The 20761-nt window shown below is 71.5% G+C and carries 13 protein-coding genes and 1 pseudogene; 9 read left to right on the top strand and 5 right to left on the bottom strand.

Features of this window, described 5'->3' with window-relative positions; genetic code table 11:
• Window positions 1–2: 2 nt before the first annotated feature.
• Together pglY and pglZ are read left to right on the top strand one after the other, a co-directional pair.
• A complete protein-coding gene (pglY, locus tag AC3CHW_RS11220) occupies window positions 3–3848 on the top strand; it encodes a BREX-2 system ATPase PglY (protein WP_488470342.1) in 3846 nt (1281 codons plus the stop codon).
• On the top strand, window positions 3848–6652 hold the full coding sequence (pglZ, locus tag AC3CHW_RS11215; protein WP_488470341.1) for a BREX-2 system phosphatase PglZ: 2805 nt from the start codon (window positions 3848–3850) through the stop codon (window positions 6650–6652). The genes pglY and pglZ overlap by 1 nt, the downstream gene beginning before the upstream one ends.
• A 368-nt stretch (window positions 6653–7020) precedes the next feature.
• On the opposite strand, the gene AC3CHW_RS11210 is transcribed toward pglZ, so the two are convergent.
• Complete coding sequence (locus AC3CHW_RS11210; protein WP_488470340.1) at window positions 7021–7401, bottom strand: CPCC family cysteine-rich protein; 381 nt, start codon at window positions 7399–7401, stop codon at window positions 7021–7023.
• 432 nt (window positions 7402–7833) lie between these two features.
• Here AC3CHW_RS11210 and AC3CHW_RS11205 point away from each other — a divergent pair, with 432 nt between their 5' ends.
• Window positions 7834–8616, top strand: coding sequence for an acyl carrier protein (locus tag AC3CHW_RS11205; protein WP_488470339.1), 783 nt, complete (start codon window positions 7834–7836; stop codon window positions 8614–8616).
• Window positions 8617–8747: 131 nt separating this feature from the next.
• Window positions 8748–9338, top strand: a complete 591-nt coding sequence (locus tag AC3CHW_RS11200) for an SDR family oxidoreductase (RefSeq protein WP_488470338.1) — start codon at window positions 8748–8750, stop codon at window positions 9336–9338.
• Between the two features lie 59 nt (window positions 9339–9397).
• Here the strand turns inward: AC3CHW_RS11200 and AC3CHW_RS11195 are convergent.
• Window positions 9398–9478, bottom strand: a pseudogene (locus AC3CHW_RS11195) (Uma2 family endonuclease); the annotation flags it as partial.
• Window positions 9479–9554: 76 nt separating this feature from the next.
• On the opposite strand from AC3CHW_RS11195, the gene AC3CHW_RS11190 reads away from it, so the two are divergent.
• Together AC3CHW_RS11190 and AC3CHW_RS11185 are read left to right on the top strand one after the other, a co-directional pair.
• Window positions 9555–10151, top strand: a complete 597-nt coding sequence (locus AC3CHW_RS11190; RefSeq protein ID WP_488470337.1) for a TetR/AcrR family transcriptional regulator — start codon at window positions 9555–9557, stop codon at window positions 10149–10151.
• A 198-nt stretch (window positions 10152–10349) separates the two neighbouring features.
• Window positions 10350–11606 (top strand): MFS transporter, encoded by a 1257-nt coding sequence (locus AC3CHW_RS11185; RefSeq protein ID WP_488470336.1) that lies wholly within the window; start codon window positions 10350–10352, stop codon window positions 11604–11606.
• 22 nt (window positions 11607–11628) lie between these two features.
• On the opposite strand, the gene AC3CHW_RS11180 is transcribed toward AC3CHW_RS11185, so the two are convergent.
• Together AC3CHW_RS11180 and AC3CHW_RS11175 are read right to left on the bottom strand one after the other, a co-directional pair.
• The gene (locus AC3CHW_RS11180; RefSeq protein ID WP_488470335.1) at window positions 11629–12525 is read right to left on the bottom strand and encodes a nucleotidyltransferase domain-containing protein; all 897 of its coding nucleotides are present in this window, start codon (window positions 12523–12525) and stop codon (window positions 11629–11631) included.
• 346 nt (window positions 12526–12871) lie between these two features.
• Window positions 12872–13864, bottom strand: coding sequence for an NAD(P)-dependent oxidoreductase (locus AC3CHW_RS11175; RefSeq protein ID WP_488470334.1), 993 nt, complete (start codon window positions 13862–13864; stop codon window positions 12872–12874).
• A gap of 495 nt (window positions 13865–14359) precedes the next feature.
• Here AC3CHW_RS11175 and AC3CHW_RS11170 point away from each other — a divergent pair, with 495 nt between their 5' ends.
• Together AC3CHW_RS11170 and AC3CHW_RS11165 are read left to right on the top strand one after the other, a co-directional pair.
• The gene (locus AC3CHW_RS11170; RefSeq protein ID WP_488470333.1) at window positions 14360–15385 is read left to right on the top strand and encodes a helix-turn-helix domain-containing protein; all 1026 of its coding nucleotides are present in this window, start codon (window positions 14360–14362) and stop codon (window positions 15383–15385) included.
• 167 nt (window positions 15386–15552) lie between these two features.
• Entirely contained in the window at window positions 15553–15894 is a 342-nt protein-coding gene (locus AC3CHW_RS11165; protein WP_488470332.1) for a spore germination protein GerW family protein, read from the top strand.
• Between the two features lie 78 nt (window positions 15895–15972).
• Here the strand turns inward: AC3CHW_RS11165 and AC3CHW_RS11160 are convergent, their stop codons facing one another.
• Complete coding sequence (locus AC3CHW_RS11160) at window positions 15973–17589, bottom strand: M1 family metallopeptidase (protein ID WP_488470331.1); 1617 nt, start codon at window positions 17587–17589, stop codon at window positions 15973–15975.
• Window positions 17590–18994: 1405 nt separating this feature from the next.
• Between AC3CHW_RS11160 and AC3CHW_RS11155 the strand changes: the two genes are divergently transcribed.
• Window positions 18995–20551, top strand: coding sequence for a class I adenylate-forming enzyme family protein (locus AC3CHW_RS11155; protein ID WP_398611672.1), 1557 nt, complete (start codon window positions 18995–18997; stop codon window positions 20549–20551).
• The last annotated feature ends 210 nt before the right edge of the window (window positions 20552–20761 follow it).

Here is a 20761-nt window from a genome sequence, read left to right as displayed (position 1 = left end):
CGATGGCAGCGAATCCCGCAAAGGGCAACAACGGCACCCCCCTCCTGCGCGAACTGATCAACATCAAGCCGGAGGTGTCCAGCTCCGACTACGTCCTCCAGCTCGCCGACGCCACCACCCCCGGCGGTGCCGAGAAGGCCCTGGCCGACTACGTCGTCACCGACGACCTCGTGCAGCACTTCAATGAGGCCCTGGGCATCATCAAGGCGGCGGTGGACAGCCACTCCTCGAAGGCGGCGTATCTGCACGCCTCGTTCGGTGCGGGTAAGTCGCACTTCATGGCCGTACTGCACGCCCTGCTCAACCGGGCCCCGGCGGCTCGTGGCAAGACCGACTTCGACCCGGTGTTCGCGAAGAACGGGTGGCTGCAGGACGGCGACCGGCGGTTCCTGATGGTGCCGGTTCACATGCTCGACGCCAAGTCGATGGAGCAGCGGATCCTCGGCGGATACGTCAAGAGGATCAAGGAGTTGGAGCCTGGCGCGCCGACCCCGCGGGTCTACCGCACTGATGCCATGTTCCGCGACTTGCAGTCCATGCGGGACCGGCTCGGTGACGAGGACGTCATCAAGTTCCTGGCGGGTGCCGCGTCCGCTGAGAGCGCTGGTGGCGGCGAATGGGGCGAGTTCGGGGCCGCTTTCGCCTGGACCACTCAGATGCTCGACGAGGCGATGGCCGCCGAGGAACTGGAGGTCGGGCAGGAGTTCAACCCCGCCGACCCGTCCACCCCCAGCGAGTTGCGAGCCCGGCTCGCACAGGACGCCGCCAAGATGCTGCCCGGTTACGAGGAGCGCGCCGTCGAGCAGGATGGTGGCTTCATCAGCCTCGACCGGGGTCTCTCGGTGATCGCCCAGCACGCGAAGAGTCTCAACTACGACGGGATCGTGCTCTTCCTTGACGAGCTGATCCTGTGGTTCGCCTCTCGTATCTCCTCCTCGGAGTTCGTGTCCCGGGAGACCGCGAAGATCACGAATCTGGTGGAGGGTGGCGACGAGCGCCGCGCCGTCCCCGTCGTGTCGTTCATCGCCCGCCAGCGCGACCTGCGTGACCTGGTCGGATCCGCTGAGGACGGAGGCCGCTACCAGCGGGCCATCGTCGACAACCTGGAACTCGCGTCGGGCCGGTTCGACCGCATCAGCCTGGAGGACCGCAACCTTCCTCAGATCGCCCACGCACGTCTCCTCAAGCCGGTGTCGACCGAGGCGGATGCGGTGATCGGGGAGGCGTTCAAGAAGGCGAAGTCCATCAACGCCAAGTTCTGGGACGAACTCCTGGGTGGCGACGGGAACAACGTAGGCGCCACGGAGACCGCGTTCCGCTTCACGTACCCCTTCTCGCCCGCCTTCATGGACACCCTCGTCCACCTGTCCTCCGCCCTTCAGCGTTCGCGAACCGGCCTCAAGCTGATGGGCGAACTCCTCGCTCACCGGCGCAATCTGCTGCGCGTGGGCGAGCTGGTGCCGCTCGGCGATATCTGGGCACTGATCTCGGGCGGTGGTGACAAGCCGTTCACCGACGAGCTGCGGGCCGTGTTCGAGGAAGCCGATCGGCTGTACCGCAACCGGATGCGCCCCTACCTTCTCGACCAACACCGAGTCGACGAGAAGCAGGTCGACACGTACCAGCAGGACCCCGCCGCCGTCGAGGACGGTGACCTCTCCCGCAGGCTCAAGCAGTTCACCGACGACGACCGGTTGATGTCGACCCTCGTCCTGTCCGCTCTCGCGCCTGCCGCACCCGCCTTCCAGAACATGACGGTCAAGCGGCTCCTGGCCCTCAACGCCGGCACCATTAAGGCGCTTCTTCCCGGTGGCGAGATCCCCGCCCTGATCAACAAGCTGAAGGAGTGGGCGGGCCGTATCCCCGAGATCAAGCTCGCGGGAGACGGCGTGGCGATGACCGTGCGTCTGGAACTCTCCGGCGTGGACATCGACTCCGTCGTGCGCAATGGCCGCGAAGCCTTTGACAAGCCCCGTTACCGCCACGAGGCCGCCGTCGAGCTCCTGCGCACGGAGTTCTCACTGACACCGGCCAAGGGGCAGGGTGGCTTCGACGCGTACGACACCCTCGACTTCACATGGCTGGGCAGCAAACGCCGTGTCGAGGTCGTCTTCGCCAACATCGCCGACCGGGAGGAGACCCCCGACACCACGCTCACTCCCGCCGACCCGGAGACCTGGCGACTCGTCATCGACCTCCCCTGGGACGAGGGCGAGTTCGGGCCGCGCGAGGATCTGAACCGGATGAACAGCTTCTGGGAGCGACACCCCGAGGTCCAACACTCCCTGGCCTGGATCCCTGCCCACATGACGACGACGATGTACGCGGACTTCAACCGGTACGTGATTATCAAGCGCATCCTGAACAGCGGGAGCGACTTCGACAGCCGCTTCGCCGCTCACCTCGGCCCCGACGACCGGGTACGGGCACGAGGGCTGCTCAGCACACAGGTCGACACTCTGCGCGAGAGGGTTCTCGCCGCCTTCAAGCAGGCCTACGGGCTGGCGAAGAAGCAGGAGGGGGACGTTCTCGACGACTTCTCAAAACACATCGCCACCAAGTCGGTCGCGGACACGCCCGTCCCCCGCCTGAATGCCGCCCCACGCGATGCGATCCGTGACATCGCAGGCAAGATGCTCGCCTGGCAGTACCCGGCCCATCCCGACCTCGGCCCGGAGCCCGTCACGCCCGCTCAGGCGCGTACCGTCCTCGGTTACATCAGTGAGGCCGCCGGGGCCCGCGAGGGCAAGGCGGAGATCGCGCGCGGTGACCGAGGGTTGATGCGGACGGTCGCGCAGCGGCTCAAGCTCGGGACGATGGGGGAGAGCTACTTCACCCTCGGCGGGCACTGGCGCGAGCACTTCAACCGGCTCGCGAAGAACGACCCGGACGCGGACATCGGCTACGGCTCGCTGACCACGTGGATGGACGAACCGGAACGGATGGGGCTCCCGACCCACATCCAGCAGCTCGTCGCGGCCGCGTACGGCGAGATGGAGGACCGGGTGTGGGTCATCGGTGGGGCCCCCGTCACCGATCTCAAGCTGGGTGAGATCAAGGACGGCTGGGCGTTGCGCCGCCAGCCCCTGCCCTCCGAGCAGGACTGGGAGGCGGCTCGTGCGCGCTACGAGAAGATCTTTGGCAAGAAGGCCCCGGTGCAGCTGCGCGGGCGGATCGTCAACTCCTTCGCCGATCTGGTACGCACCCACGTCGACAGGTTCTTGCCGGCCAATCGCCAGCTGGTGGCCGAGTTGGAGCGGCGAGCGGACTTCCTCGGCCTCGACGACACCGCCGTCACCGGTCGTCTATTCACCGCACGTCGCGGTCTGGCCCTGCTCGAAGAGTTGCTCGCTGAGAAGGGGCGTGGGGCCAAGCGGGTCGTCGAGGCCCTCGCCGCGTTCGGCCTCGGCGAGCTGACGCCGGAACGGCTCGGCTCGTCCATCACCACGGCGGAGGTGGTGGCGCCCGCCCTGCAGAACGCCACCTGGGACGTGCTGGAACTCGGCACGGGCATGGACGCCCTCACCATCCTCCAGGAGGACGCGCGTGAGGACCAGTTCAACAGGAAACTGCAGGACTCCCTCCCACGCGCCCAGCGGGCCATCACCCAGGCCCTGGCCGCCCAGCGGCAACAGCGGGAGCCGACCGAACCGTCAGCCACCACCTCGTCCTCGCCCACTCCGGACCAGGTCTCGCTGACCACCGACACCTCGCATCCCAAGGTCGAGACCACGGCCCGTACGGGCTCCGTGCAGGGCAGCGCTGCCGAGGTCGAGCAGGCCCTGCACCAGGTGGCGGCCGCGCACCCCGGCAAGGCCATCGAGATCACGTGGAAGGTGGTCGACTGATGCCTCAGGCCGGCCGGGGCATCGCCCGCCTCACGCCCACCGCCGTCGCGAACTACCTTGCGGGTCAGCGCGCACTGCTCAACAGTCCCCAGCAGCCGGGCGGCCGCACCCGCGAGGTAGTGCTCCTGCGCTCGGCACCCATGTGGGGGGAGCAGGCGATCCTGCCCTGGAACGGCGGCCGGCGCGCACGAGTGGCCGCCGCGCCGTCCGTGCTCGCCGTCTACCAGGAGGCGCTCAGCCACCTCGACGCCCCCGATCCCGGTTCGGCGGAAGACCCTGCCCTGCTCGTCCTGCTCACCGACCGGGAGGACGCCGAACTCGACCCCGGCATCCTCGTCCGCGCGTACCGGCACTCCATCCAGCACGTCGACAACTGGGACCTCATCCGCGAGACCTTCACCGCCTGCGGTATCGATCCGCGGCTCAGCGACGAGACCTGGGGCGTGGCCGAAGCGCTCCTCGAAGCCACCCCCGCGGGCGGTTGGCCCGGCCTCAATCGGCAGGTTCTGTCCCGTACGCACGCGCTTACCGCCCTCGCACGGCGGCGACTGCTGCTCCCCGCGGACGCCCAGCTCGACATCGACACTCTGTTGCTGTGGAGCCGCACCTCCTCCGAAGGGCCGCGCGCCTACCGCTCGCTGCGCGACGGGGAGCGGGCCGGCCTGCGGCGCTTCCTCGCCGAGGTGGAGCAGGCCGGTCCGGTCGCCGACGCTCTTCTGTCGATCGTCGAGCACGACGAGCCGTCCGTCGCCCTGCCGTTCGGGCTTGTCGCCGCCGCGCTGTGGCAGCACGCACCGGCCGGTCCCGAGATCTTCCGGGCGCGCGGCCGAGCGGAAAACATCCTCGGTCGCGAGTTCAGCGACGAGGCCATGCGGCGCTACGGGGATCTCGCCGAGAACCTCGTCGCACGCAACGCACAGCTCCTCGCTGAGGTCACCCCGGACGCCGAACGGCTAGCCGGACATCTGGGCGCGACCGAGGCCGTACGCCACAGCCCCTACCTGCCCGCCGGACTCGAAGCGCGCCTGGCCGCCGTGGGCTCGGCGATCGCCGGCCGCGATCTCGACGCCTGTCGTACGGCGCTGCGCACGGTGCAGGGGCACCACCTTGCCGAGTCGGCTCGCACGCGGATCGGCCGCGCCCGGATGGCCGTGCGCCTGGTGCAGTGGCTGGCCACCGATCCCGTATGGACACCGAAGACGGTCGCAGGCGCCCTGGCTCACTACAATGCCGAGATCTCCTGGGTTGACCGTGCGTTGGAGCATCTGGAGGCGGGTGGCGACACCGAGCCCGCCCTGTCCGGTGCCTACGACGCGCTCGCGGCTGACGTGCGTGGGGTGCGGCACGGCATGGACCGGGCCTTCGCCGAGCAGGTCTCCGAGTGGACTGCGGCGGGCTCTGCTCCCGGCTCGATGCTGACGGTCGAGACCTTCCTTGAGCGGGTCGCTAAACCTGTGGTGAAGTCTCAGCGGCGACTGATGCTCCTCGTTGTGGACGGCATGAGCGCTGCCCTAGCGGGACAACTCGGCGAGGAACTCGCGGCGCACTGGACCGAATACGACCCCACCGGTGAGAAGGGGATGTCGCCAACCCGCCAAGCGATGGCCGCCGCCTTGCCCACCGTCACCGCCGTCAGCCGTACCACTCTCCTCACCGGCAAACTGCAACGCGGCGACCAGAAGACCGAGAAGCGCGAGTTTCCGTCCCTGCGGTTGTGGGCGGGGCAGAAGGCGGCCGTTTTCCACAAGGACGACCTCCGCCCCGCCGGCACCGGTGGGCGCTTCGGGCCCAATCTGGAGGCGGCGCTGGCCGACGACGCGTCACACCTCGCGATTGTTCTCAACACCGTCGACGACAGCCTGAGGAACGACGAACGCCTCGACGAGTGGGACTGGACGATCGATGACATCGACGCCCTGACCCCACTCCTGGATGAAGCCCGCCGACGGGGCATGGCCGTGCTCATCACCAGCGACCATGGGCACGTACTGGAGCACCGAGGCGTCAAGGTCCCCATTCCCGAGGCCGTCAACGCCCGCTACCGCGACGTCCCGGATGGCGATCCCGAACAGCTGGTCAGCGAGGCGGAGACGGTGCTCGCCGGCACTCGCGTGGTCGGAGGCCCCATCATCGCCCTGTGGTCGGCCCACACCCGCTACACGAATCGTGCCGCCGGATACCACGGAGGAGTGCACCCGGCCGAGTTCACGATCCCCGTGCTCGCGTACCTTCCGGACGGCGTGACCGAGCGCATCCCGCCAGGATGGCGGCAACTCACGGACACGTACGAGCCACGCTGGTGGAAACTGGGCACGACGCGCCTTCGTACGACCTCGGCGCCTCCGCCCCTCGAAACCGCGACGACGCAGCCGCCGAAGTTCAGGCGCCCCCCGAAGAAGTCCGCTCCACAAGAGTCGGGACTGTTCGAGATCGCGGTGTCCCCTCAACTCTCGGAGACAGAGGGAACACTGCTCACCGTGCAAGCTCAGTCGCCGGTGGAACAGCTCCTGGACGACCTCTTCTCCTCCCCGGCCTTCAGTGACCAGCTTGCTCTCCTGCCCCGCAAGCAGGATCCGGAGAGACTCCGCCAGGCCCTCGCAGCGCTCTGTGAGAACAACACCCTCCCTCTGACGGCTGTGGCCGCGGCCGCAGGCATGCCACCGGCCCGGGCTCGCGGCTACGCCGCCGTCCTCACTCAGCTCCTGAACATGGACGGTATCCAGGTTCTCGAACTCCTCCCCGACAACAAGACGCTGAAACTCAATGCAGCGTGGCTGAAGGCTCAGTTCGGACTCGGAGAGTAGGCCCCGGCTGTGGGCCTCGCGGTGCGGAAAGGACTGGTCAAGGCTCTCTGATAACCGAGGCTTTCTGGCAACCGATTTGAACAAGGCTCCGGGGCACTGTCTTCATGCCCGACCACGCGTAATGTTCAGCCCACGGAGGCGCCGAGGCTCCGGCGCGTGTTCGGCATCCGACTCGACAGCGTTGGTGTGGATCCGCTCACGGCTGGCAAGGCATCGTTCTTCGTCAGCCCGTAAGCCGCCGAAGGGTGGTGGTCCACCGATGATGGCGGGGACGGCGGCGGAGCCGATCCAGGCCCGTTCGACGTGGGCGTCGGGCGACGGGTCGGTCGTGTCACCGAACTGCTAGGTGACTCTCTCGACGCGGGCGGTCAGGGGTGGCCCCGGCGCCAGAAGGTGGGAAGCCACCAGCAGAGTACCGAGCGGTCGTCGGGCCACGGAACCTGGTCCTCGGTGCGCCACTCCTCGAAGGAGTCGCGTGCCAGATCGATGGGGCGCCAGGCGGAGTCGAGCGACTCGTCCTCGGCCGGAGGGCGGACGTGCTGCCTGCTCTGCTGGTCGCAGGCGCCGAACTCCTGGTAGTTCCGTTGGGCCTCGACCAGGGAGACTCCGTTCGCTCCGCGAGCCATGGTCGGCCAACGGAGTTGGGCCCCGTCGTCCTCCCAGAAGCAGATGGGGCAGATTTCGTGCGAGCCTGGCATGGCGTCGAGCGCGCGATGCCCGCAGCACGGGCAGGGGTAGGAGTCGTTCACCTGCACAGTCTCTTTGCAAGTGTGGTGGGTGAGGCAGGGACTCCACTGCCCCCTGGCCAGTCCGTAGGACACCCGTGAACCACCGCTGGGCCCCAGCGTGTACCGGCGGATAATTCCACGTCGGAGCCCCGCCGAGCTCTCGTCGCAGGTGAGGACCGGCCGCAGGCGTGGGCCCACGTGCCTGCAGTTCGCCGCGCCGCGTCTTCCGGGGCCACATCTCACCACCATTCAAATGTCTGACATTTGAATGTGCGCTCTCTCCATGAAACGCATCAGCACACCCCGCCGCACCGCAAGCCTGGCCTCCCAGCTCGTAGAAAGCCTTCGCGCGCACATCGAGGCGGGGGATGGCCCGTAGGGACGCGGATTCCACCGGAGCAGGCACCGCCGAGGTCTTCGACGCCGACGGGCTTCTACCGCACCGGCGACATCGTGGCCCGCGTCGGCCCCGACGAGTTGGCGTACGTGGACCGGCGGTCCAACGTGCTCAAGCTGGCGCAGGGCGAGTTCGTTGCCGTGTCCCGGCTTGAGATCCTCTTCGCTGGTTCCCCGGCTGTCCGGCAGGTCTTCGTGTACGGGAACAGCACTCGCGCCCACCTCCTCGCGGTCGTCGTCCCCACCCCGGAGGCGCTCGACCGCGTCGGCGGCGACACCCGGCGCCTGAGGCCGGTCCTGCGCGAGTCGCTGCACCGCGTCGCCACCGACGCGGGCCTGGCCCCCTACGAGGTGCCACGGGACTTCCTGATCGAGACAGAGCCGTTCAGCCAGCGCAACGGCCTGCTCTCCGGCGTCCGCAAGCCGCTGCGCCCCGCGCTGACGAAGCATTACGGCGAACGCCTCGAAGCGCTGTACGCCGAGTTGGCCGAGCGCGAGAGCGATGCGCTGGAGACGGTGCGCCGGCTGGGCCCGGCCCTGCCCGTACGGGACGCCGTACTCCGGGCCGCCGAAGCGTTCCTAGGGCACCGGCAGGGCGACGTACGGGCCGACGCGCGCTTCGTGGCACTGGGCGGGGACAGCCTCGCCGCGTTGTCGTTCGCGCGCTTACTGACGGAGATCTTCCACGTCGACGTTCCTGTCAACGTCGTCATCCACCCGGTCAACACGCCCAGCAGGTGGCCGACCACATCCAGAAGGCGCTCGCACCGGGACGGCGTCGCCCCACCGCCGACAGCGTCCACGGGCCGGGCGCGCGGCGCCTGGCGGCCAGCGACCTGACGCTCGACGCGGTGCTCGGCGCGGCGGTCCCGCCCGGGACCGACAGGCCGACCGGTCCGCCGCCCGAGGTCAGGACCGTCCTGCTCACCGGCGTCAACGGCTACCTGGGCCGCTTCCTGTGCCTCGAATGATTGGAGCGCCTCGCCCCGCGCGGTGGCGCGCTGGTGTGCGTGGTCCGGGGCGCCACCGACGCACTGGCCCGAGCACGGCTCGAAGCGGCCTTCGACGGCGGCGACCCGGCACTGTGCCAGCACTACCGGGCCCTGGACGCCGGACACCTGGAGGTGGTCGCCGGCGACGTGGCGGAGCGCGATCTCGGGCTCGCCCCGGCCGCCTGGCAGCGGCTGGCCGACACCGTGGACCTGATCGTCCAACCGGCGGCACTGGTCAACCACGTCCTGCCGTACGACCAGCTCTTCGGCCCCAACGTGCTGGGAGCGGCCGAGTTGATCAGGCTCGCGGTCACCTCCCGGAGCAAGCGGTTCAGCTACCTGTCCGCGGTCGGCGTCACCTTCGGGGCCGGGGCCGCGGCCGACGAGTTGGCGGGCGTCCGCATGGCCTGCCCGGTGCGCGCACTCGACGGCGGCTGCGCGGGCGGCTACGGGGCCAGCAAGTGGGCGGGTGAGGTGCTGCTGCGCGCGGCGCACGACGCGTACGGCCTGCCGGTCGCCGTGTTCCGCTCGAACCTGATCCTCGCGCACCCGCGCTACCGGGGCAGTTGAACGTCGCCGATGTCTTCCCCCGGCTGGTGCTCAGCCTGCTGGCGACGGGGATCACCCCCGGCAGCTTCTACGTGGTCCAGGTCCTCCGCGAACCAGCCTTCCGCGCGCGGCGGACGCATCCAGTCGGGCAGTGCGGTCATGGTCCAACCGTAGCGGGCCCGGCCGCCCCCGGACCCGTATTGCATCGATCAGTCCAAAACCTGCTACGGTGAATCCATGGCCCGACCGAGGACATTCGACGAGGAGCGGGCCCTGGACGCGGCTGTCTGGGCGTTCTGGGTGAAGGGGTATGAGGCCACCTCCACGCAGGACCTCTGTAGTGCCACGGGTCTGGGGCGGAGCAGCATCTACAACACGTTCAGCAGCAAGCATGAACTCTTCACGCGGGCGCTGGCGCGGTACATGGACGTCATGACCGCCGGGCAGGTGGCCGTTCTGGAGCAGGTCGAGCGGCCGGCCATGGAGCGGTTGCGGGCGTTGTTCGACGTGGTGATCGACGGCGAGTTCGAGCGGCGGGTCGAGGGGCGCAGCGTCGGTTGTCTCACGGTGAACACCACCGTCGAGATCGCCGGCCGCGACCCGGAGATCGCGGAGCTGCTGGCGCGCGACCTGGAGCGGCGGCTCGCGTCGTTTCGGGACGTGATCGAGGCGGGGCAGCGGGCCGGGGAGATCTCGACGGCCCGTGACGCGGACTCGCTGGCCCGATTCATCAACGCGGTGATCGGTGGCATGCGCGTCTCGGCTCAAGGGGGTGCCGATCGGGCCGTGTTGGAGAGCGTCGCCGATACGGCCTTGGTGGCCCTGTCCCGCTAGCCCGTTAGTCGGCCCGTCGGTGGGCTGTGCCGCGTTGTCCCGTGGGGGCGGCGCGGCTCCGTGTGAGCAAGTTTTGTACTGATCTATCTAAAACCCGGCATCCGGCGCCTGGCGTCCATGTCGGTCTCGCCGGCCCGCACCCTCACTCCCCCTCTTCCGTCAATTTTCATCAATTTCATCGACACAGGAGTAAATGCCGTGCCACGTGCCATTTACGTGCTCGCCCTGGGAATTTTTTCCATGGTCACGAGCGAATTCGTCGTCGCCGGGTTGATGCCCCAGATGGCCGACGGGCTGGACGTCAGCGTGGCGCAGGTGGGCTATCTGATCACCGCATTCGCCGTCGCCATGGCCTTCGGCGGGCCCTTCCTGACCATCGCCCTGCTGCGGATGGAGCAGAAGTCGGCGTTGCTGGTGCTGTTCGCGATCTTCCTGGTGGGGAACGTGCTGGCCGCCACGGCGTCCACGTACGCGATCATGATGCTGGCGCGTGTCATCACCGGTACGGCCTCGCAGGCGTTCTTCGGCGTGTCGCTGGCGCTGTGCGCCCGGCTGGCGCCGCCGGGGCAGGGCGGGCGGGCGATGGCCGTGGCGATGAACGGGCTGATGCTCGGCACGCTGCTCGGGCTGCCGCTGTCCACGCTGATCGGTGAGCACTTCGGCTGGCGCGCGGCCTTCTGGGCCATCTCCGGGCTCGCCGTGCTGGCCGCGTTGATCACGATCGTCGGGGTACCGGCCCTGAAGCGTGTCGACGCCGGCGGCGACTTCCGCAGCCAGGCGGTGGCGCTGCGCAACCCGAGGCTGTGGCTGGTGCTGTCCACCTCGATGTTGATCATCGGTGCCACGTTCGCCGCGTTCAGCTACCTCAACCCGATCCTGACCGAGGTCACCGGGTTCGGCGAGAGCATGGTGCCGCTGTTGCTGGTGGCGTACGGGGCGGCCACCGTGATCGGCAACGTCATCGTCGGGCGGCTCGCCGACCGGTACACCCTGGCCGTGCTGTTGGCCGGGCTCGCGCTCAACATGGCGTTCCTGGCGGGCTTCGCGCTGCTGGCCCACGTCAAGGTGCCGGCCGTGGCGTTCATGATGGGCATCGGCCTGGTGGGCGTCACGATGAACCCGGCGATGATCACCCGAGTGCAGCGGGTGGCCAACCCCGGGGCGCTGATCAACAGCGTGCACTCGTCGTTCATCACGTTCGGGGTCATCGTCGGTTCGGCGGTCGGCGGCGTCGGCATCAACCACTTCGGGCTGCGCGCCCCGGTGTGGCTCGGGGCCGCCATGGCCGCGGTCGGGATCCTCACCCTCGTGCCCGACCTGCGGCGTCGGCGGGCCGAGCGGCCCGCCGACGCGTCGGCGGGGCCGGCCCCGCGCGGCGGTACCGGCCCGGCCGCCGAGAATGCCCCGGCCGCCGAGAACGCCCCGGTGGTGACCGAGGCGACCCCGGCCGCCTAGCCTGCCGCCGGGTCCGCGCGGCCTAGCCGGTGGGCTCCTCGCCGGCGAGCAACGCGGCGATGTCGGCGTGCAGTTCGGGGGCGAAGCCGGTGCCCCAGCGCGCGGCGGCCTCGGCCGTCAGCTCGCGCGACCACTGCCAGCTCTGCCGGGCCGCGGCCCGCACCTCGGGGAGGTGGGCCGCGGCCGTGGTCGCGCGGTAGCGGGCGAGGTCGGCGGCGGGGAGGTCGGCCTCCATGGCCCGGCTCGGGGTGAGCCAGTGCGCGGTGGAGCCCCGCAGCAGCCGGCACAGTTGGAGCTGGAACGGGGCGACCACCGTGTGCAGCAGGGCGTGCGCGCGGCCCGTCTCGCCCCGGGCCAGCACATGGGCCAGCATCAGCGTCCAGTTGGCCAGCTCGTCCGCGAGTTGCTGGGCGGTCTCCACGGGCTCCGGCGGCTGGAACGCGGCGAGCCCACCGGCCGCCTCGGTCAGCCGGCCGTCCCGGTCGAGCAGCACGGCCGCCTCCGGGCGGGGCAGGTGCACCATGCCCCGCCACGAGTCGATCTCCGCGATGCCCGGCCCGGCCGCGACGACGTGGAACTCGCCCCGCATCAGGTCGTCGAAGACGACCGCGAGGATGCCGTACAGGTTGGTGTACGCGAGCCGCAGCGGGGCCAGTCGCTCGACGAAGGCGCGGCCGTCGAAGTCGGGGAGCGCGTCGTCCTCGACGTACAGGTACGCCTCGATGTCGGAGTGCGCGTCGGCCTCGCCGACCGTCCACGAGCCGTACAGCAGCACGCCCGTCAGCCGGGTTTCGGCGGCGGCGAGTTCGCGCAGGCGGGCGACGCGACGGTCGAGAGCGGGAGAAGCAGAGGAAGCAGAGGGAGCGGAGGAAGCAGCAGAAGGGGAGGGAGGGGTGGAGGGGGAGGGGAGGTGGGACATGGGTGGGGTTCTCCTGGGCGGGTGTTTCGGGCGTACGGACGGGGCCCGGCGGCTCGCGGCCGGCCGGGCTGGGGAACGCGCATCGCGTCCGTATGCCTAGGAGAAGACGCCCATGCGGGCAGCGTAGGTCGACGCGCGGGCCGGTGCGACCGCTTTTTCCGGCGGCGGCACCGGCTCCGCGGGCGGCTTGGGCGCGGCGCGCCTGGCGACGCGCCGGGCTGCTGCCGCGCCGCCCCGCATACGCGTGCCGCGCCGCCCCGCATACGCGTGCCGCGTCGGCCCGCATACGCGTGACGCGCTGGCCCGCATACGCGTGCCGCGCTGGCCCGCTTACGCGCCGGCCCGCTTACGCGCCGGGCTCGGGCGTGGCGGTGGGCTTGCGGAACTGGTCGATCATCGCCGCGTAGCTGGACTCGCCGTGGCCCGCGGCGATGGCCTGGTCGGTCAGGGCCTTGACGAAGCGCGGCAGCGCGGTGTCCACGCCGCTCGCCTCGCTCTCGTGCAGGAGGTGGTGCATCGTCGCGAGGTGGGTCTCGATCTTCGCGTCCTCGGCCGGGTACGCGCCGGCGTCGATCTGCGCGGCGTACGCGGAGACGAAGCCGGTGACCGAGCCGAGCCACTGGTTGGCGAACGGCGCGAACTCCGTCGCCGGCACCCCCGCCGTGCCCAGCAGCGCCGCGCCGTGCAGGAAGCTGTTCAGGGCGCCCCACATCAGGCCGAGCAGCGCGACGTCGTACAGCGACGACAGGCCGTGGTCGGCGCCGAGGTGGGTGGTGCCGGCCTGGGCGAGGGCGCGCAGCGCGGGCTCGGCGGCCTCGTACGCGGAGCGCTCGCCGGCGTAGAGGATGAAGGCGTGCGGCGTGCCGACGACCGGCGGGATGGCCATGATCGCGCCGTCCAGGTAGTCGACGCCGTGCTCGGCCGCCCACGCGGCGAACTCCCTGGCCTGCGCGGACGAGCCGGAGGTGAGGTTGACCAGGAGCCGGCCGCGCAGGGCGTCGGCGAGCGGTTCGACCAGGGCGCGCACGGCGTCGTACTCCGTGACGCAGACGATCACCACGTCGCTCGCGACCGCCGCGTCACGGGCGGTCGCGGCCAGCGTCGCGCCCTGGGTCACGAGGTCCGCCGCCTTGTCGGGCGAGCGGTTCCAGACGGTGGTGGCGTGGCCGGCGCCGACGAGGGCGGCGGCCAGCGCCTGCCCCATCAGGCCGAGACCGAGGACGCTGACGCTGGTCGGCGGGGTCTGCTGGGCCTCGCGGTCCTCCTGGGGCTGCTGGGCCTCGGGGGCGGTGGTGGTGGCGGTAGTGGCGTTGGCGGTGCTGGGGCGCGAGGTGCTCATGGTGCGTGGTGCTCCTGTGGTGATGGGTGATGGGTGATGGGTGGTGAGTGGTGCGGATGCGGAGGGAAGGCGGGCATGGCGGGGCGCGGCCTTGGCCGGGTGAGCGGGGAAGGGGCCGCGCGCCGTGACGTACGCCGTGCGGGGGCGTGGCCTGCCGGCCCGCGGTCCTCGGTTCCGGTCCCCGGTTTCCGGTTCTCGGTGAGGTGCGCGGCGGGTGCCTCGCTTGGTCTCTACGCTCGCACCGGCCGAGCGCCCCGGACAGCGGCAGAACTGACGCCCTGCGCAAAATTCCTGCCAGCCTCCCGCCAGCACCCCGCCGGGCCTTCACTGGGCCCTCGCCGGACCCTCGTCGGCCGTCGCCAGCCGCCGGGAGAGCGGCGCCGGGCCCCGCGAACTGGCGGCGCCCGGCGGGGCGCTGTCAGTGGTCTGACGTACGGTGCGGGCCATGGACCATGGGTTTCGCGCCCTCGGGGGCGCTTGGCGGGGGAGTGGGGCATGAGACCGGGCAACGTGGTGATCGCCGTGGTGGACGACGTCGATGTGCCGCCGTGGGACCTGTACGAACTGGCCATCGCCTGTTCGGTGTTCGGCAAGCCGCAGCCGGACCTGGCCGACACCTGGTACACGCTGCGGCTGTGCGCCACCCGCCCCGACCCGGGCGGCGCGGCGGAGGACGAGCCGCCGGGCGGCTTCGCGCTGCGCACCCGATACGGGCTGGACGCGCTGGCGACGGCCGACACCGTCATCGTCCCCTCGGTGCCGATGTCGGTGGTGGACGGCGAGGCGCCGGTGCCGCCCGAGCTGGTGGCCGCGCTGCGGCTGGCGGCCGAGTCGGGCGCGCGGATGGTGTCGTTGTGCACCGGCGCGTTCGCGCTGGCCGAGGCGGGGTTGCTGGACGGGCGGCGGGCCACGGCGCACTGGATGCACACCGACGACCTGGCCAAGCGGTATCCGAAGGTCACCGTGGATGACTCGGTGTTGTACGTGGACGACGGGGACGTGCTCACCAGCGCCGGGATGACCGCGGGCCTCGACCTGTGTCTGCACCTGGTCCGCTGCGACCTCGGGGCGCGGGTGGCGGGCCAACTCGCGCGGCGCATGGTGGTGCCGGCGCACCGGGCCGGCGGGCAGGCGCAGTTCATCGACCTGTCGTTGCCGGCCACCGACGACGCGGGGCTCGGCCCGGTCCTGGAGTGGGCGAGCGAGCGGCTGCACGAGCCGCTGACCGTGGTCGACCTGGCCCGGCGCGCGGGGGTGAGCCCGCGCACCTTCTTCCGGCAGCTCCAGGCGGCGACGGGCACCACGCCCCTCAAGTGGCTGCTCAACGAGCGCCTCGCGCGGGCCCAGACGCTCCTTGAGACCACCACGCTGCCCATCGAGCGGGTCAGCGAGCGCAGCGGCCTGGGCAGCGCGGCCAACCTGCGCCGTCACTTCACGCAGCACGTCGGGGTGTCGCCCCGGGAGTACCGCAAGGCGTTCGCGGGAGCGGGAGCGGGGGCAGGGGCGGGGGCGCGGTCCTAGCGGCGGGCGGTCGGACGGGGCGGCTACTGTTCATGGCCCAGACCGTTCGTACGCCACGCCGTTGGAGGCACGCGATGACCGCTCCGGACGCCACGGGCCGGCCCACTCCCCGTCCCGCCTCCCGGCCCGCGCTTCCGCCGTCGGCCGGGCCGGGCTTGGAGGCCCAAATGGAGCGGCTGGCCGACGAGATCGGCGGCCGGGTCTCGGCGGCGGTGGCGTACGGCGAGCCCGTCACCGCCGAAGGCGTCACGGTCATTCCCGTCGCCGAGGTCAGCGTCGGGTTCGGCGTCGGCTCGGGGCCGGGCGCGGGCGCGGGGGGCGGCGAGGGCATGGGCGGCGGGGGAGCCCTCACCCGACCCCGTGGCTTCATCGAGATCAAGGACGGCACCGCGACCTACCGGCCGCTGCGCCGGCCCTGGCTGGACGTCGCCCTGCCGCTCGCCGCCCTGCTGGCCGGCGCCGCCGCGCCCTCGCTCGCCCGCCGCCTGGCCCGGCGCCGCCGCGGCTGACCGCCCGAGCCGGGCACGCCCCGCGCGGCGGCACGGGCTCGGTCGGTGGCACGGGCCCGCGCGGCGGCACGGGCCCGGTCAGGACAGCTTCGGCCGACCCTTCTCGTACAGCCACACGTCGAAGAGTTCGCCCAGGTCGCGGCCCGACAGGCGTTCGCACAGGGCGATGAACTCCTCGGTGGTGACCGTGGCGTGCCGGTGTTCGGCGACCCAGGCGCGGACGATGGCGAAGAACGTGCGGTCGCCGACCGTCTGCCGCAGCCGGTGCAGGGTCATCGCGCCGCGCCCGTAGACCGGCGGGTCGAGGAGGTGTTCGGGCCCGGGCGGGGTGCCGGGTGGGAAGGCCCAGATGCCCTCGCTCTGGCCGTCGGAGCCGTCGTAGTAGTCGCGGAAGATCTCGTCCGCGGTGCGGCCCGCGTCGCTCCGCTCCACCTCCCACAGCCATTCGGCGTACGTGGCGAAGCCCTCGTTGAGCCAGATGTCGCCCCAGGTGCGCGGCGTGAGCGAGTTGCCGAACCACTGGTGGGCCAGCTCGTGGACCTGGAGGTAGGCGTCGGGCGGCGTGCTGTAGTACGGCTTGGTCTGGGTCTCCAGGGCGTAGCCGAGGTCGGGCGTGTCGTCGACGATGGCGCCGGTCGAGGAGAACGGGTACGGGCCGAAGAGGCCGGTCTCCCAGTCCATGATCTCGGTGAGCTGGTCGGCCACGTGCCGGCTCGCCGCCGCCTGCGTCGGGTCGATCGCCACGTACTGCGGCACGTCGCCCCCGGCCCGCCGCTGGCTGTTCCGCCGGTCGCCGCCCTGTCGCCCGCCGGCTCGTGGTGTGCCGGCCGGCTGGCCGTCGCCGACCCGGCTGTCGGGCGGGGCGGGCGCGTGGGCGTCGTTCCGTGCTGCTTCCTGGGGTTTCTCCTGGGTGTCGATGTGAGGCTCCTCGGGGTCGGTGGTGTCGCCCGCGCGCAGGTCGCCGCGGGTGCGTACGTCGAAGGTGCCGATGGCGACCGTGGCCAGGTAGCTGGCCATCGGCTCGGCGCTGTGCCAGGCGAAGGTGGTGCGGCCGTCGCGGGTCCGGCGCTCGCGCAACTCGCCGCCGGCCACCGCGGTGTAACCGGCCGGGACGGTGATGGCGATGTCGTACGGGGCCTTGTCGCTGGGGTGGTGGTTGCCGGGGAACCAGGCCGTGGAGCCGGAGGGTTCGCCGAGCGCCACGGCGCCGTCCGTGGTCTCGATCCAGCCCTCCTCGCTGTCGTCGGCGCCCACCAGCGTCCTGGGCGTCCCGGCGTACTCGACGGTCGCGGTGAACGCCCGGCCGCCGGCCAGCGGCCGGCGCGGGGTGAGCGTCAGTTCGGCACCCTCGCGGGTGGCCCTGGCCGGCGCCCCGTTGACCGTGGCCCGCAGCACCCGAAGCCCCGTCAGGTCCAGGTTGAGGGAGCTGAGTCGGCTCGTGGCACGGGCGGTGAGGCGCGCGGTGCCGCGCAACTGGTTGGTCTTCGGGGCGTAGTCGAGGGCCAGGTCGTAGTGGGTGACGTCGTAGCCGCCGTTGCCGAGGCCGGGGAAGAGCCGGTCGCCGACGCCGGCCGCGCCGGGCCGCGCGGCGCCCGGGTCCCGGCCGGCGTCGGAACCCGACGCCCCGTCGCACGCCGCGCAGGCGATCAGCAACAGGGCGCAGGACAGCGCGCGCAGCGGATGGCGAGGTGACAAGGCGGGGCTCCTCGGTGGGCACGGGCCCAAGCGGGTGTGGGGCCGGGGGCGCGGTGGGCGAAACGGCGGAACACGGGAAATGGCCGTGCGTCACGTCACCGACCACGATGGCCCAGGTGGGCACCGTGAAGCCGCGATTACCGCAATGTGGCGGCGTGTGTCATGGGGTTTTAACCGATCGGCGCGACATCACATCGTGATCCCCGAGTGGCATTGCCTAGGCAGTTATCTGTCATACGCGCACCCCCTTGTGCCGCCGTAGCGTGGGGCTGCGCTCGGGGGAGCACCAGAGGGTCCACACCGCCCTCTCTGTCGCGCGGGATTGGTCTCAACTTCTGGTGTCCCTCCTTGTTTCCTTCCGGGGGCGTCCGCGACCACGTCGGCGCCCGCGATACGCAGCCGATGCGATCCGTGAACGAACTGAGGGGGAATGCGACGTGCCGGGCAAGAAACGGGGGTTTCCCGCCGTGCGCCGCGTTGACCACGACCAACTAGCCTGCGCGGGACCGGAGTCGGTCCGCGTGAACGCCGTGAACGCGAGCCGTGGACACGGTAAGGGCAGGACACCGGGGGCTTCGACGTCGCCGACGGAAGACTTCTTCATCGGATGGCAACACACCGGAAATTCCCTGGACTCCTCGATCGTTGAATTTCGTTCTGTGATCTCTATGACAGAGATTCCGGAAGGCGCTGCGCGAGGGTATCTTCCGATCGTCTGTATCGACCGCGCGCTCATCTCGTCGGGCGCCGCCCACACCGTTCGCCCGAAGGCCCGCCGGGCGGCCACCGCGAAATGCGGCGCGCCCCCGTGTCGCGTACGCCAATCCGTTCACCGTCTCATTCGCTCTTCCGCTTCCGATTCCGTGGGCGCCGCGGGTTCTCGGGGAACCCCGAGTTCCGCGAGTTCGCCGCGCGCGACGGAGCCGTGCGCGGCCCCACGCGGCCGGCTCGGCGCACGGTCGGCAGTGCCACCGCGGGCCCGCTGAGCGGCCCGCGGCGGGCGGCGCCCGACCCGGTCCCGGCGCCGGAGGCGCACCCGGTCGCCACCGCGCCGACCGGCACGGCACCGGCGACCCGAGCCCGGCCCCGAACCGCCCCACGGAGTCGCCCGCACCGGACCAGCACCCCGTACGCACCCAGCCCCAGCCCCACCCGGCGCGAGCCGACCCGTACCACCCGGCGCAAGCCACCCAAGCCCCACCCGCACCACCCGGCGCAAGCCAACCCAGCCCCACCCGGCGCGAGCCGGGCCCGTACCACCCGGCGTGAGCCGACCCGCACGCACCGCCCGGCCCGGCCTCGTCGCCGGGGTCGGGCGGGGGCGGGGCGGCTCGGGCCGGCAAACCGAGCACCGGACGCGTCCGCGTGCACCAAGGACGAGACCCAGGAAGGGGGGAGCGGACCGATGGGACGCATACGCGCCACGCTGGCACTCGCCACCGCGCCCCGGGAGGCGGCACGCAGGCACCCCGACGTACCGATCCACCTGGACCAGCCCCTAGACCTGTTCCCGGAAGCCGGGGACGCGCTGGACTTCGCGACGTTCGCGGAGCTGGTGGAGCGCGCCGCCGCGCTGCTGCTCGGCGCCGGCGTGCTGCCGGGAAACCGGGTGCTCGTCGTCAAGCGGGCCAACTTCGACGTCATCCTGCTGGCCTTCGCCTGCGCCCGGATGGGCGCGGTGCCGATCCTCACCCACCCCGACGTGGGGCCGACCTCGCTCGGCCTGCACGTGCGGCGCGGCGAGCCGGCCGCGATCGTCACCGACGCGGACACCGAGTCCGCGGGCGCGTTCGACGAGGTGGGCGCGGCGCTGCCGCCGCGGCTCTACGTCGGCAAGCCCGGCCGGCACGGCGAGGCGCTCCAGGACCAGCCGCCCGGCGAACTGCCGCACTCGATCGTGCCGCCCCGCGACGCGCCGCAACTGGTCACGCACAGCTCGGGCACCACCGGCGTGCCCAAGCTGGTGCTGCACACCGTGGAGAGCTTCGCCGGGCACGCCAAGCCGCAGGTCAACTTCCTGCGCGTGGTGCGGCTGCGGGACCCGTACCTGACCTGTGTCTCGCCGGTGCACGCGCGCGCCATGTCCGGGATGCTCACGGTGCTCGCCGTCGGCCTGCCGCTCGGCTTCATGACCGACCCCGACCCGCGCAACGCCGAGCGGATGCTGGCCCGGGTGCGCCCGGGGATCGTGGAGACGCTGCCCAACGCGTTCATTCGCTGGGAGGAGACCGCCGAGAAGCGGCCCGAACTCCTCTCCCAGGTGCGGATGTTCATCAGCTCCTTCGACGCGGCGCACCCGCGCACCATCCGTACCCTGCTGGCCGCCGGCCGCCCCGGCGCGCGCTACCTCCAGGCGTACGGGCAGACCGAGACCGGGCCGCTGACCATCAAGCTGCACCGGGCGAACAAGGGCTGCACCGACGGCCGCTGCGTGGGCCGGCCGATGATCGGCCACACCAGGCTGCGGATCAGCGACGAGGGCAACACCCGCCGGATGGGCAAGGGCCAACTCGGCGCCATCTTCGGCAAGTCCGCCGGCGTCACCCCGGCCTACCTGGGCCAGGGCGACCAGCGGGTGGACGGCTGGTGGGCGATGGGCGACGTCGGCATGGTCAGCAGGCGCGGCTGCCTGCACCTGTACGACCGGATCGTGGACCAGGGCAGCGGGGTGGAGAGCCTGCTCCGGGCCGAGGACCAGATCCTGGAGGGGATGCGGCAGCTCACCGAGGCCGTGCTGATACCCGTGTCCGAGGGGCCGCCCGTACCGCTGGTGTGTACCCGCGGCGACCGCCCGCTGGACCGCGCGGCCTGGGCCGAGGCCACCGCCGGGCTGCCCGAGCTGGCGCCGCCCGTGCAGTGCCGCTGGGAGGACATCCCGCACACCGCCACCTGGAAGGTCAAGCGCCTTGAGGTGGCCAGGAAGCTGGCGTCGGGGGAGTTGGTCCAACTCGACGTCAGGTGAGGCGGGGCGGACGGGTGTGGCGCGCTACCCCCCGAGCCGCACCCGGTGCGCCGAGTCCCCCCTCAGGCCGCCCGCCCCGCCCACACCGAACGCCCCACACCGAACGCCCCTCGCCGACCGCACCCTTCCGTCGCCCGATCGCTCCGCGCCCGCCGCTGGCGGCGATCGTCCCGCCCGGCCGATCGCCGCGCCCACACCGGGCCCGCCACC

The organism is Streptomyces sp. MGP-BFMKR1 (assembly GCF_057766585.1).
The sequence above is the reverse complement of the archived record's forward strand: the minus strand, read 5'-3'. Positions and strand labels throughout refer to the sequence as shown.

Excerpts from the sequence above, each read along its gene's own strand:
- AC3CHW_RS11175 (WP_488470334.1), bottom strand. The coding sequence starts at position 13,864 with ATGAGCACCTCGCGCCCCAGCACCGCCAACGCCACTACCGCCACCACC.
- AC3CHW_RS11170 (WP_488470333.1), top strand. The coding sequence starts at position 14,360 with ATGAGACCGGGCAACGTGGTGATCGCCGTGGTGGACGACGTCGATGTG.
- AC3CHW_RS11155 (WP_398611672.1), top strand. The coding sequence starts at position 18,995 with ATGGGACGCATACGCGCCACGCTGGCACTCGCCACCGCGCCCCGGGAG.
- AC3CHW_RS11165 (WP_488470332.1), top strand. The coding sequence starts at position 15,553 with ATGGAGCGGCTGGCCGACGAGATCGGCGGCCGGGTCTCGGCGGCGGTG.
- pglY (WP_488470342.1), top strand. The coding sequence starts at position 3 with ATGGCAGCGAATCCCGCAAAGGGCAACAACGGCACCCCCCTCCTGCGC.
- AC3CHW_RS11190 (WP_488470337.1), top strand. The coding sequence starts at position 9,555 with ATGGCCCGACCGAGGACATTCGACGAGGAGCGGGCCCTGGACGCGGCT.
- pglZ (WP_488470341.1), top strand. The coding sequence starts at position 3,848 with ATGCCTCAGGCCGGCCGGGGCATCGCCCGCCTCACGCCCACCGCCGTC.
- AC3CHW_RS11180 (WP_488470335.1), bottom strand. The coding sequence starts at position 12,525 with ATGTCCCACCTCCCCTCCCCCTCCACCCCTCCCTCCCCTTCTGCTGCT.